Raw genomic sequence first — 11,740 nt, 5'->3', positions numbered from 1 at the left:
AGCTTTTTCACTGTCAGGACAGGTTAATCGTCCAGGAAGCTACGCAGCACTTCAGAGCGGCTTGGATGACGCAGCTTACGCAGCGCCTTCGCTTCGATCTGACGGATACGTTCGCGGGTCACGTCGAACTGTTTACCCACTTCTTCCAGCGTGTGGTCGGTGTTCATATCAATACCGAAACGCATACGCAGCACTTTTGCTTCACGGGCGGTCAGGCCGGCCAGAACGTCGTGCGTCGCAGCGCGCAGGCTCTCGGTGGTGGCAGAGTCCAGCGGCAGCTCGAGGGTGGTATCCTCGATGAAATCACCCAGATGCGAATCTTCATCATCACCAATTGGTGTTTCCATGGAGATTGGCTCTTTGGCGATCTTCAGCACTTTACGGATCTTGTCTTCCGGCATCAGCATGCGCTCAGCCAGCTCTTCCGGCGTTGGCTCGCGGCCCATCTCCTGCAGCATCTGGCGGGAGATACGGTTGAGCTTGTTGATGGTCTCAATCATATGCACCGGAATACGGATGGTGCGCGCCTGATCCGCGATAGAGCGGGTGATAGCCTGACGGATCCACCAGGTAGCGTAGGTGGAGAACTTGTAACCACGACGGTATTCGAACTTATCTACCGCTTTCATCAGACCGATGTTGCCTTCCTGGATCAGATCCAGGAACTGCAGGCCACGGTTGGTGTATTTCTTGGCGATAGAGATAACCAGACGCAAGTTCGCCTCAACCATCTCTTTCTTCGCACGGCGGGCTTTCGCTTCACCGATAGACATACGACGGTTGATGTCCTTGACTTGCTCGATGGTCAGGCCGGTCTCTTCTTCAATCTGATGCAGCTTCTGCAGACCACGATAGACATCGTCCTTCACGTCGTGCAGTTTTTCAGACCATGGCTTGTTCATCGCGATAGCGGCGTTGAACCAGGTTTCGCTGGTTTCGTTGCCGGTGAAGAGGGTGATGAAGTTCTTCTTCGGCATTTTGCACTGCTCAACGCACAGCTTCATGATGATGCGTTCCTGGGTGCGTACGCGATCCATCATCACGCGCATGCTGTTTACCAGGTAGTCGAACTGTTTTGGCACCAGGCGGAACTGTTTGAATACTTCAGACAGTTTCAGGATCTCTTCCTGCGCGGCGGCATGGCTGCGGCCTTTCGCTTTGATGGTGTCACGCGTGACTTCGTACTGGGTACGCAGCTCGGCAAACTTCTCACGCGCCAGTTCCGGGTCGATGCTGTTGTCATCGTCCGCGCTGTCGTCGTCTTCTTCCTCATCTTCGTCTTCGTCGTCATCCATCTCTTCCTGAGACAGTTCGGAACCAACGTGAGTCGCGGTAGGCGCCAGATCTTCTTCCGCGTTCGGGTCAACAAACCCGGTGATCAGGTCAGACAGGCGCGCTTCTTCCGCTTCAACGCGATCGTACTGCTCCAGCAGATAGGTGATCGCTTCAGGGTATTCGGCAACAGAACACTGAACCTGGTTGATCCCGTCTTCGATGCGTTTTGCGATGTCAATTTCGCCTTCGCGGGTCAACAGTTCAACGGTACCCATTTCACGCATGTACATGCGGACCGGGTCAGTGGTACGCCCGATTTCAGATTCAACGCTGGACAGTACCTGTGCGGCAGCTTCTTCCGCATCTTCGTCGGTATTGTTGGAGGTTTCAGCCAGCAACAGATCATCGGCATCCGGTGCTTCTTCCATCACCTGAATGCCCATGTCATTGATCATTTGGATGATGTCTTCGATCTGATCTGAATCGACGATATCTTCCGGCAGATGGTCATTGACCTCGGCATAGGTCAGATAGCCTTGCTCCTTACCGCGTTGGACAAGAAGTTTCAGCTGTGACTGCGGGTTTTGCTCCATAAGACGGTATCCACACTTAATTCGTTTGATTGGTGTCGGCGATGGGGCTGCCAACCTTTAAAGCGAGGGCGTACTTATATTTTTGCCGCTGCCTCTCAGTGCGGCTGCCGGGGGCTCCCCGATCGATATTCGGCACTTAAGCCGTTAAATACTTTTGTCTTTCACTTATTTCTTCGCCAGTTCCTGGTTAATCATCCAGAGCTCCCGGCGTTCTTCGCTGCTTAAGCCGTGCGTGCGCTCGCGAGCTATCAACTCTTCCTGGCGCAACTCAAGCATCGAATCAAACATATGGTTGAGCGAGTCGGTGAACGTTTTTTCTGCAATGTCCTTATCTGCTATATCGTCCCACATCGACAATTTTTCAAGGGTAGCGGCCTCTTTTGTGCCGCGATAATGTTCTAAAAGTTGTCCGGTGGTCAGACCTGGCTGAGACAAACACGTGTTGACCAGTTCTGAAAATAAGCCAAGTCCGGGCAATTTTTCGTGGTTCAAACCCGCCAGCGATGGCACTTGCGGCGCAAGTTCGGGGTTTTGTACCAGTAACCCTATCAGTATACGCATGGTTGTGCGTTTTAGCTGAGGCGCGGGGCGAACCGTGCCGTTTTCAGCCTGTTTAGGCATTAAACGTTCAAGCTGGCTGTCATCCAGAATGCCGAGCTTGTTGCCTAACTCCTGACGCAGATAGATACGCAGCGTTTCGCCGGGCACCTGGCTGATTAACGGCAGCGCCAGCGTACTGAGCTGCGCGCGCCCGTCAGGGGTACTTAAATCCACCTGCGGCATCAGGCTGTTAAACAGAAACGTGGAGAGCGGCTGAGCCTGATCCATCCGCGCTTCAAACGCCGCCTTGCCCTCTTTACGCACCAGCGTATCCGGATCTTCGCCATCCGGCAGGAACATAAAGCGTAGCTGACGCCCGTCGGTCATATACGGTAGCGCCGTTTCCAGCGCACGCCAGGCGGCATCGCGTCCTGCGCGGTCACCGTCGTAACAGCAAATCACGTTGTTGGTGACGCGAAACAGCAGCTGGATATGGTCTGCCGTCGTGGACGTTCCTAATGACGCCACCGCGTAGTTAATGTCGTACTGCGCCAGCGCGACAACGTCCATATAGCCTTCGACGACCAGAAGACGCGGAGGTTCCGCGTTATCCTGCTGCGCCTCATAAAGACCGTAAAGCTGGCGGCCCTTATGGAAAATATCGGTTTCCGGGGAGTTGAGGTATTTCGGCAGGGCATCACCCAGCACGCGACCACCAAAACCAATCACCCGGCCACGCTTATCGCGGATCGGGAACATCACCCGTTCACGGAAGCGGTCGTAGCTTCGTCCCTGGTCGTTGGTGACCAGCATGCCTGCGTCGATGAGAGACTTACGATCTTCGCTATTGCCGCCAAAACGTTTTAACACGTTGTCCCAGCCGGGCGGGGCGTAACCAATAGCGAAACGCGCAATCACATCGTCGCTCAGTCCGCGCTTTGTCAGGTATTGACGCGCAGGCTCAGCCGCAGAGTGCTTAAGAGACTGTTGGTAAAACGAATTCAGGCCATCCATCAGTTGATACAGCGTTTGCCGTTGATGGCGCTCGATCTGACTTGGCCCACTGCCTGCTTCATACGGCACTTCAAGGTTATGCATCGCCGCCAGCTCTTCGACGGTTTCAACGAACTCGAGCTTGTCGTAGTTCATCAAAAAATCGACGGCATTACCGTGTGCGCCACAGCCAAAGCAATGGTAGAACTGCTTTTCACCGTTAACGGTGAAAGAGGGGGTTTTTTCGTTATGGAACGGACAGCACGCATGGTAGTTCTTGCCCTGCTTTTTCAGCTTTACCCGCGCGTCGATGAGATCGACGATGTCGGTTCTGGCAAGCAGATCGTTGATGAAAACGCGTGGGATTCTTCCGGCCATATGCCCCAAAAATTTAAGCGACTTATAAACGAAAACAAGCCGCGCATTCCTTCCGGAAGCACGGCCTTACGACTACTACTCTGTCTGTCAATTGAGGGCTGAGGCCCTCAAGCGATTAGTACAGACGAGTACGGCGTGCGTTTTCGCGAGCCAGTTTCTTCGCGTGACGTTTCACAGCGGAAGCTTTAGCGCGCTTACGTTCGGTCGTTGGTTTTTCATAAAACTCACGACGACGAACTTCAGCCAGAACACCTGCTTTCTCGCATGAACGTTTGAAGCGACGCAGTGCTACGTCGAACGGCTCGTTTTCACGTACTTTAATTACCGGCATGTAACTCTCACCTTTAATAAATTCGGTTTGCCGCTGGCATCAACGCCAGCTTATTTCAAAATGGTGCGGAATTTTACTGCAAATGCTGCTGCTTTGTAAAGCACCGATGCGATTTTGAAAGGGACTTTAATAAGGGTGAGGAGTATACACGAGCCTTCTTCCTGGGGCGAACAAAGTTTTACATCACCCCGCCCAGGCTCTACACTGCGCGGTAGTGAAACGAGGTAAAACAAGTCATGCGTGTACTGGGTATTGAAACATCCTGCGATGAAACCGGCATCGCCATTTACGACGACGAAAAAGGCCTTCTGGCCAACCAACTGTATAGTCAGGTGAAATTGCACGCTGACTACGGCGGCGTCGTGCCGGAACTGGCCTCTCGTGACCACGTGCGTAAAACGGTTCCCCTGATTCAGGCGGCGCTGAAAGAGGCCGGGTTACGTTCAACTGATATTGATGCCGTGGCCTATACCGCGGGTCCGGGTCTGGTGGGTGCGCTGCTGGTTGGCGCGACGGTAGGCCGTTCGCTGGCGTTCGCGTGGGACGTGCCGGCCATTCCGGTTCACCATATGGAAGGTCACCTTCTGGCGCCGATGCTGGAAGAGAATCCGCCTGAGTTCCCCTTTGTTGCGCTGCTGGTTTCCGGCGGTCATACGCAGCTGATTAGCGTAACGGGCATTGGCAAATACGCGCTGTTGGGCGAGTCGATCGACGACGCCGCCGGTGAAGCGTTCGACAAAACCGCCAAGCTGCTGGGGCTGGATTATCCTGGCGGCCCGATGCTCTCGAAAATGGCGTCGCAGGGAACGGAAGGGCGCTTTGTCTTCCCGCGTCCGATGACCGACCGTCCAGGGCTGGACTTCAGCTTCTCCGGGCTGAAAACCTTCGCGGCGAATACGATTCGTAATAACGACGACAGCGAACAGACCCGTGCCGATATCGCCCGCGCGTTCGAAGATGCGGTGGTCGATACGCTGATGATCAAGTGCAAGCGCGCGCTGGATCAGACCGGCTTTAAGCGTCTGGTGATGGCGGGCGGCGTCAGCGCCAACCGCACGCTGCGCGCGAAGCTGGCTGAGATGATGCAAAAGCGTCGCGGGGAAGTGTTTTATGCCCGTCCAGAGTTCTGTACCGATAACGGCGCGATGATCGCTTACGCCGGGATGGTGCGTCTTAACGCGGGGGCAACGTCTGACCTGAGCGTGTCCGTGCGTCCGCGCTGGCCGCTGGCGGAACTGCCTGAGGCGTGAGTTTTTTGCCCGGTGGCGCTGCGCTTACTGGGCCTACAAAAACCGTAGGCCGGGTCAGGCGAAGCCGCCACCCGGCGATAAACCGCATTACACCCGCAACATCCCTTTTTCTTCCAGAAACGCAATAATCGTCGCCAGACCGTCACCCGCTTTCAGATTGGTAAACGTCCACGGACGTTCGCCACGCATGCGGTTGGTATCGCGCGCCATCACGTCGAGCGACGCACCCACGTAGGGCGCGAGATCGGTTTTGTTGATCACCAGAAAGTCAGATTTGGTGATCCCCGGCCCGCCCTTACGCGGGATTTTTTCCCCTTCGGCCACGTCTATCACGTAGATAGTGAGATCCGCCAGTTCCGGGCTGAACGTCGCGCTCAGGTTATCCCCGCCGCTTTCGACGAAGATCAGGTCCAGATTGCCGAATTTCTCGCTTAACGCTTCCACCGCCGCCAGGTTCATCGAGGCATCTTCGCGGATGGCGGTATGCGGGCAGCCGCCGGTCTCCACGCCAACAATGCGCTCTGGCTCCAGTGCGCCCGCCTCGGTCAGGATGCGCTGATCCTCTTTGGTGTAGATATCGTTAGTGACTACCGCAAGATGATATGTATCGCGCATTGCCTTGCAGAGCGCTTCCAGCAGGGCGGTTTTACCCGACCCTACCGGGCCGCCGACGCCGACGCGCAGGGGATGTTTGTAATCAGCCATGTTGACTCCTCAGGAACGGAATAGTCGTGAATATTGTGTTTCGTGCCGCGCGGAGGCGATGGCAGACAGCGGCGTGGCTGCGCCCAGTGCGTCGTCGTCACGTAAAAATGCCTCTTCGAACCCGGCGGCGAAGTGGTCGCTCAGGTCGATAATCAACTGCTGCGCCGCCTGCTGCCCAAACGGCACCAGCTTAACGCCCGCCATCACCGCGCTCTCAATCCAGCTGTAGCCGAGACTGAGCGCCAGTTCGCGCGCGCCAATGCTCCAGCGCACGCCGAGCCACGCCATGCCGCAGAGCTGGCTCTGCATACACAGTGTCAGCCATTCAGTCGGGCAGTCTGGCTCCCAGCTTTTAATCAGGCGCGTAAAGGCCGCGCCACGGTTGCGCTCCTCATCGCGCAGCTCGCGCGTTTCCCGGCAGGCGAGCAGGTATGCCGTCCAGCGTTTTGCCGCCACCCAATCCTGTTGTTCGCAGGCGAGATACAGGCGAGTAAAGAGCGGCAGATCGACGCAGTAAAAGCTCTGCTCCATCTGCTGGATTTGCCAGCGTTTAAAGGCGTCGGCATTCGTGACCCAGCCTGCCTCTACCGCCCACTCCAGCCCCTGCGACCAGGTAAACGACCCAACCGGCAGGCTACTGCTGGAGAGCTGCATCAGGCGCAGCCACTGGCGGGCGTGCTCCATCAGCTCATCAACGCCAGCAGGGCAGAGACAATCAACCCACCGCCGAACGTTTTACGCAGGCCGTCATGACGGCGCAGCAGTAAACCTGCCGCGAAGCTGGCGCACAGCACCGTGGCGCTGGCGAACATAAACCCGCTGGTGAAAAGCCAGAAGCTGTGGCCGGACATCTCCACACCGTGTGCCCAGCCGTGGAACATCGCCAGAGCAGGTACCGCCAGCAGCAGACGGTTTTCAGTTTTAAACATCATCACGCCGCAGACCGCCAGCGAGGCGATAATCAGCATCTCCATGCCGCTAAATCCGCCGAGCAGACTGCCTGCAACAGCGCCAACGAGCATCATCCCGAGAGTGGCAAACGGTAGCAGGAGTTTGCGGCCACTCAGCGCCGAGAGCACGCCCGCGCCGGTAAGCATCAGCAGGTGATCGAGCCCGGTCAGGGGATGGAAAAAACCGGCCTGGAAGCTGTCGGCACCATGGCCTGGATGGGCGAGCGCCGGAACGGAAAAGGCCAGCAGTAACAGGGGGAGGAGCTTGCGCATAATTAATCCTTAATGTGAATGAGCGTGAGAGTGGCTATGGCTGTGGGCATCGCTGGCATAGGCGCCCGCTTCCGGTTCAAACGGCAGGGAGTCGAAGGTCACCTCCAGCCCGAACGGGCGCAGCATGTCGTCGAGAACGTGATCGTGGTGATAGCGCAGTTCGCCGGGCATGATCTGCAGCGGCACGTGGCGGTTGCCCAGGTGGTAGCAGGCGCGGGCGAGCAGGAACGGGTCGGCGCAGCGCACCACGGAGACCGACTCTGCCGCTGCGATCACTTCGATGACCTCACTACCGTCGTCTGTCGTCAGCAGGTCGCCCCCGCGCAGCAGCAGGCCGCGCGGCAACATCAGCCCGGCGTCGCGGCCGTCGTTCAGCGCCACACGGGCGCGGCTTTTCACCCGCACGTCAATCGGCAGCGTCACGCTGGCGGTAATCGGGTGCGCGTGGTCCAGGCGTTGGGTTAAATAGATCATCATCACTCCTCAGAACAGGAAATAGCGTTGCGCCATCGGCAGAACGTCGGCCGGTTCGCTGGTTATCAGTTCACCGTCGACGCGCACCTCGTAGGTTTGCGAATCGACGGTAATATTGGGCAGTAAACCGTTGTGGATCATGTCGGTCTTCTTCACCGTCCGGCAGCCTTTCACCACCGCCGTGGCGCTTTGCAGATTGAGCTGCTGCGGGACGCCGTTCGCGCTGGCGGCCTGGGAGATAAACGTCAGCCGGGTGGCGTGGCGCGCGGCACCCAGCGCGCCAAACATCGGGCGGTAATGCACCGGCTGCGGCGTGGGGATCGAGGCGTTAATATCGCCCATCGGCGCGCAGGCGATCATTCCACCTTTGACGATGGTGGCAGGTTTGACACCAAAAAACGCCGGTGACCAGACCACCAGATCCGCCAGCTTGCCCGCCTCAATGGAACCGACCTCATGGGCGATGCCGTGGGTCAGCGCCGGGTTGATGGTGTACTTAGCGACATAGCGCTTCACGCGGAAGTTGTCGTTATCGCCGGTCTCTTCCGGCAGGGCGCCGCGCTGGACCTTCATGCGGTGCGCAACCTGCCAGGTACGGATAATCACTTCTCCCACGCGGCCCATGGCCTGTGAATCTGACGAAGTGAGCGAGAACGCGCCGATATCGTGCAGCACGTCTTCAGCGGCGATGGTCTCCCGGCGAATGCGCGACTCGGCAAACGCCACGTCCTCGGCAATATCCGGGTCGAGGTGGTGGCAGACCATCAGCATGTCGAGATGCTCGTCGATGGTGTTCACCGTGTAGGGCAGCGTCGGGTTGGTGGAGGAGGGCAGAATATTCGGATGCGCGCAGGCGGTGATAATATCCGGCGCATGGCCGCCGCCCGCGCCTTCGGTATGGAAGGTGTGGATGGTGCGCCCGCCAATCGCGGCCAGCGTGTCCTCGACAAACCCGGACTCGTTCAGCGTGTCGCTGTGCAGCGCCACCTGAATATCCATCTCTTCGGCAACCTCCAGCGAGCAGTTGATCGCCGCGGGCGTTGCGCCCCAGTCTTCGTGGATCTTCAGCCCAATAGCGCCAGCCGCGACCTGCTCGCGCAGGGCGTCCGGGTTAGAGCCATTACCTTTGCCGAGGAGGCCGATATTCACTGGTAGCGTATCGGCTGCCTGCAGCATACGCGCGATGTACCACGGCCCTGGCGTGCAGGTGGTGGCGTTGGTGCCCGCCGCAGGGCCGGTGCCGCCGCCGATCATGGTGGTCACGCCGGAAACCAGCGCCTCTTCCGCCTGCTGCGGGCAGATCCAGTGAATATGGGTGTCGATCCCGCCCGCGGTCACGATCTTCCCTTCGGCGGCAATCACTTCCGTTGCGGCGCCGATTGGGATCGTCACGCCGGGCTGAATATCCGGGTTACCGGCTTTACCGACGGCAAAGATCCGCCCGTTCTTGACGCCGATATCGGCTTTCACGATCCCCCAGTGATCGACGATCAACGCGTTGGTGAGCACCAGATCTACGCAGTCGTCGGCGGTCATCTGCCCCTGGCCCATACCGTCGCGGATCACCTTTCCGCCGCCGAATTTGACCTCTTCACCGTAGACCGTGAGATCGTCTTCCACTTCGATCCATAGCTCGCTGTCGGCCAGCCGCACTTTATCGCCGATGGTGGGGCCGAACATATCGGCATACGCCCGGCGTGAAATGTCAGCCATTTTTCACCTCCCCCATCACCTCGCCGCGAAACCCGAAAATACGCTGCGCGCCCGTCACCTGTACCAGCGTGACTTCCCGCTTCTGGCCGGGCTCGAAACGCACGGCGGTGCCTGCCGGAATATTCAGCCGGTAGCCTCTGGTGGCTTCCCGGTCGAACTTCAGCGCCGGGTTGACCTCGTAAAAGTGATAGTGCGATCCGACCTGTATCGGCCTGTCGCCGTGGTTTTCAACAATCACTTGTTGGGTTTCACGCCCGACGTTGAGGGCAACCGTGCCGGGCTGGATCTGGTATTCGCCAGGGATCATGACGTGCTCCTTAGACGATCGGATTGTGGACTGTGACGAGCTTGGAGCCGTCCGGGAAGGTGGCCTCCACCTGAATATCCGGGATCATCTCCGGTACGCCCTCCATTACCTGGTCGCGCGTCAGTACGTGACGACCCGCTTCCATCAGCGAGGCGACGGTTTCGCCATCGCGCGCGCCTTCCATAATAAAGGCGCTGATCAGCGCGACCGATTCCGGATAATTGAGCTTAACCCCGCGCGCAAGGCGGCGTTCGGCAACCAGCGCGGCGGTGAACAGCAACAGCTTGTCTTTTTCTCTGGGGGTCAGTTCCATAACGTTTCTCTTATGTCTGCCAGATACGCGGCGAACAGGCATTTTTAGGGGTGAGAAGCGGGCGAAGCGACTGCCAGATGTCGCGCATCACCCGCTGGCATATCAGGTTATCGTGGGAGAGGAAACGCACCGACAGCAGATCGTCGGTAAGCGTTGCACCTGCATAATTTCCCAGCGGTGCGAGGCGCTCGCGGACCGTATCAAGATGCGTTTCCCCGGCCGGATAGAACAGCAGCGTTCCGAGCCACGGATGTCCGTCAACGGGCGCAAGATCGCCGTCGCTCAGGTGCTGACGCTCAATCAGGCGCGGTTCATCGTCTACCCAGACCTCAAGGCGGCTCTCCAGCGTGCCGTGGCTGAAGGTTTCACCGATTACCGGGCGACCCAGGCAATACAACTCCCACGCCAGCAGCGTGCTGGAGGCCTTCAGGTGGAAGACGGAGCGCAGTGCGGCATTGGCACCGGGAAAGAGGATGGTATCCTGCGGCAGCCACTCCAGCGTGGATCCATCATCGAGATAAAAGTGTTGATTCAGACAGGCCTGCGGGCCGCTGCTGCGATAGAACTTACTGGCGCCGGGCATGGTGATAAGCGCGTGGCTTTTGGCGTCCAGCCGAACGGAAATGTCCAGCGTATCGCCGCCCACAATGCCGCCGGGCGGATGCAGTAAATAGAGGTGACAGGTTTCCCCTTCGGGATAAAACGGGCGTTGAACGGTGAGCGGCCCGACGTGGTGGGCGGCGTGCAGGAGGGTTTTCTCAGGGGTGTGACAAAACAGCAGGGCAAGCGATGCCTGCCAGCCTTTATACGTATTATCAGTAACCTGAGCTGCTAACATGCTGCATCCATTTCCACACCATCGGGATACGTTTCAGTATGCCCTGGCGGAAATGAAGGCTGTCATATGAGTCGCTTATGGATACGTTTTCTGCTGCCGGCGTTGCGCGTTTTACTCCGGATCTTTTTTCTTTCGCTTGAGCTTCGTCCAGATTTTGGTCTCCTGACGACGCCACAGACGCTGAATATTATCGTGATGACGCAGCAGGATCAGGCAGGAGAGCATTGACACCGGGAAGGTGAACTGGGGTTTGAACCACCAGACGTAAAACGGGGCGATGAGCGCGCTGACGATGGCGCCGAGCGAGGAATAACCGCTCAGCAAGATGGTGAGCAGCCAGGTGCCCGCCATTACGCCGGTAAGATCCCAGCCGATAGGGGCGATAGCGCCAAAGGCGGTTGCAACGCCTTTACCACCTTTAAAACCGAAGAAAACGGGCCAGATGTGGCCGACGCAGGCCGCAATCGCAATGAGCCCCAGCCAGAACGGCGTGACGCCCAGCGCATAAGCGCCCCAGACGGGTAGCATCCCTTTCAGAACATCAAAAATCAAAACCGCTACGGCTGCTCCCTTGCCGCCAATTCTAAGTACGTTGGTCGCTCCCGGATTCCCGGAACCACTTTCACGCGGGTCAGGTAACCCGGCAATGCGGCAGACCAGAATGGCGCTGGAGATTGAGCCGCAAAGATAGGCGAGGAGGATCATTCCAGGCGCGATTGCACTCATAACGCTGTTCCGTTTTGAAAATGTATCTGTATTCTCAGCATCTGTGGATAATACGCATAATTCGCCGGAAGTGGTATCCGG

Annotated in this window: 13 protein-coding genes; 1 reads left to right on the top strand and 12 read right to left on the bottom strand. The window is 57.9% G+C overall.

Translation table 11 applies throughout. The features are described from left to right. Window positions 1–23: 23 nt before the first annotated feature. From rpoD to rpsU, 3 genes are all read right to left on the bottom strand, one after another. Window positions 24–1,868: an RNA polymerase sigma factor RpoD gene (gene rpoD / locus ACOTY9_RS13435; protein ID WP_014885285.1), complete on the bottom strand. Its 1,845-nt coding sequence runs from the start codon at window positions 1,866–1,868 to the stop codon at window positions 24–26. Between the two features lie 165 nt (window positions 1,869–2,033). Then, window positions 2,034–3,779, bottom strand: coding sequence for a DNA primase (gene dnaG / locus ACOTY9_RS13430; protein WP_014885284.1), 1,746 nt, complete (start codon window positions 3,777–3,779; stop codon window positions 2,034–2,036). Window positions 3,780–3,894: 115 nt separating this feature from the next. Beyond that, window positions 3,895–4,110 (bottom strand): 30S ribosomal protein S21, encoded by a 216-nt coding sequence (gene rpsU / locus ACOTY9_RS13425; protein WP_001144069.1) that lies wholly within the window; start codon window positions 4,108–4,110, stop codon window positions 3,895–3,897. A gap of 236 nt (window positions 4,111–4,346) precedes the next feature. On the opposite strand from rpsU, the gene tsaD reads away from it, so the two are divergent. Next, on the top strand, window positions 4,347–5,360 hold the full coding sequence (gene tsaD / locus ACOTY9_RS13420; RefSeq protein ID WP_014885283.1) for a tRNA (adenosine(37)-N6)-threonylcarbamoyltransferase complex transferase subunit TsaD: 1,014 nt from the start codon (window positions 4,347–4,349) through the stop codon (window positions 5,358–5,360). 87 nt (window positions 5,361–5,447) lie between these two features. On the opposite strand, the gene ureG is transcribed toward tsaD, so the two are convergent. The 9 genes from ureG to plsY form a co-directional block, all read right to left on the bottom strand. Next, window positions 5,448–6,065, bottom strand: coding sequence for an urease accessory protein UreG (gene ureG / locus ACOTY9_RS13415; RefSeq protein WP_014885282.1), 618 nt, complete (start codon window positions 6,063–6,065; stop codon window positions 5,448–5,450). Window positions 6,066–6,074: 9 nt separating this feature from the next. Further along, on the bottom strand, window positions 6,075–6,749 hold the full coding sequence (locus ACOTY9_RS13410; RefSeq protein WP_336228260.1) for an urease accessory protein UreF: 675 nt from the start codon (window positions 6,747–6,749) through the stop codon (window positions 6,075–6,077). Further along, window positions 6,749–7,288: a HupE/UreJ family protein gene (locus ACOTY9_RS13405; RefSeq protein ID WP_014885280.1), complete on the bottom strand. Its 540-nt coding sequence runs from the start codon at window positions 7,286–7,288 to the stop codon at window positions 6,749–6,751. The genes ACOTY9_RS13410 and ACOTY9_RS13405 overlap by 1 nt, the downstream gene beginning before the upstream one ends. Before the next feature lie 9 nt (window positions 7,289–7,297). Next, window positions 7,298–7,762 (bottom strand): urease accessory protein UreE, encoded by a 465-nt coding sequence (gene ureE / locus ACOTY9_RS13400; protein ID WP_023337818.1) that lies wholly within the window; start codon window positions 7,760–7,762, stop codon window positions 7,298–7,300. Between the two features lie 9 nt (window positions 7,763–7,771). Further along, entirely contained in the window at window positions 7,772–9,475 is a 1,704-nt protein-coding gene (ureC, locus tag ACOTY9_RS13395) for an urease subunit alpha (RefSeq protein ID WP_088127293.1), read from the bottom strand. Then, window positions 9,468–9,782 (bottom strand): urease subunit beta, encoded by a 315-nt coding sequence (locus tag ACOTY9_RS13390; RefSeq protein WP_014885277.1) that lies wholly within the window; start codon window positions 9,780–9,782, stop codon window positions 9,468–9,470. Before ACOTY9_RS13390 ends, ureC begins: the two co-directional genes overlap by 8 nt. A 10-nt stretch (window positions 9,783–9,792) precedes the next feature. Further along, window positions 9,793–10,095: an urease subunit gamma gene (locus tag ACOTY9_RS13385; RefSeq protein ID WP_003862556.1), complete on the bottom strand. Its 303-nt coding sequence runs from the start codon at window positions 10,093–10,095 to the stop codon at window positions 9,793–9,795. A gap of 10 nt (window positions 10,096–10,105) precedes the next feature. Further along, window positions 10,106–10,933 (bottom strand): urease accessory protein UreD, encoded by an 828-nt coding sequence (locus tag ACOTY9_RS13380; RefSeq protein WP_045134842.1) that lies wholly within the window; start codon window positions 10,931–10,933, stop codon window positions 10,106–10,108. A gap of 111 nt (window positions 10,934–11,044) precedes the next feature. Next, complete coding sequence (gene plsY, locus ACOTY9_RS13375; RefSeq protein WP_014833311.1) at window positions 11,045–11,659, bottom strand: glycerol-3-phosphate 1-O-acyltransferase PlsY; 615 nt, start codon at window positions 11,657–11,659, stop codon at window positions 11,045–11,047. Window positions 11,660–11,740: the final 81 nt, after the last annotated feature.

This window comes from Enterobacter cloacae complex sp. SHL012 (assembly GCF_049237505.1).
Taxonomy (GTDB): Bacteria; Pseudomonadota; Gammaproteobacteria; order Enterobacterales; family Enterobacteriaceae; genus Enterobacter; species Enterobacter kobei.
Note: the sequence above shows the minus strand (reverse complement) of the source record. Positions and strands in the feature narration are given on the sequence as shown.

Excerpts from the sequence above, each read along its gene's own strand:
- ureE (WP_023337818.1), bottom strand. The coding sequence starts at position 7,762 with ATGATCTATTTAACCCAACGCCTGGACCACGCGCACCCGATTACCGCC.
- ACOTY9_RS13410 (WP_336228260.1), bottom strand. The coding sequence starts at position 6,749 with ATGGAGCACGCCCGCCAGTGGCTGCGCCTGATGCAGCTCTCCAGCAGT.
- ACOTY9_RS13380 (WP_045134842.1), bottom strand. The coding sequence starts at position 10,933 with ATGTTAGCAGCTCAGGTTACTGATAATACGTATAAAGGCTGGCAGGCA.
- ureG (WP_014885282.1), bottom strand. The coding sequence starts at position 6,065 with ATGGCTGATTACAAACATCCCCTGCGCGTCGGCGTCGGCGGCCCGGTA.
- dnaG (WP_014885284.1), bottom strand. The coding sequence starts at position 3,779 with ATGGCCGGAAGAATCCCACGCGTTTTCATCAACGATCTGCTTGCCAGA.
- rpsU (WP_001144069.1), bottom strand. The coding sequence starts at position 4,110 with ATGCCGGTAATTAAAGTACGTGAAAACGAGCCGTTCGACGTAGCACTG.
- rpoD (WP_014885285.1), bottom strand. The coding sequence starts at position 1,868 with ATGGAGCAAAACCCGCAGTCACAGCTGAAACTTCTTGTCCAACGCGGT.
- plsY (WP_014833311.1), bottom strand. The coding sequence starts at position 11,659 with ATGAGTGCAATCGCGCCTGGAATGATCCTCCTCGCCTATCTTTGCGGC.
- ACOTY9_RS13390 (WP_014885277.1), bottom strand. The coding sequence starts at position 9,782 with ATGATCCCTGGCGAATACCAGATCCAGCCCGGCACGGTTGCCCTCAAC.
- ACOTY9_RS13385 (WP_003862556.1), bottom strand. The coding sequence starts at position 10,095 with ATGGAACTGACCCCCAGAGAAAAAGACAAGCTGTTGCTGTTCACCGCC.
- tsaD (WP_014885283.1), top strand. The coding sequence starts at position 4,347 with ATGCGTGTACTGGGTATTGAAACATCCTGCGATGAAACCGGCATCGCC.
- ACOTY9_RS13405 (WP_014885280.1), bottom strand. The coding sequence starts at position 7,288 with ATGCGCAAGCTCCTCCCCCTGTTACTGCTGGCCTTTTCCGTTCCGGCG.
- ureC (WP_088127293.1), bottom strand. The coding sequence starts at position 9,475 with ATGGCTGACATTTCACGCCGGGCGTATGCCGATATGTTCGGCCCCACC.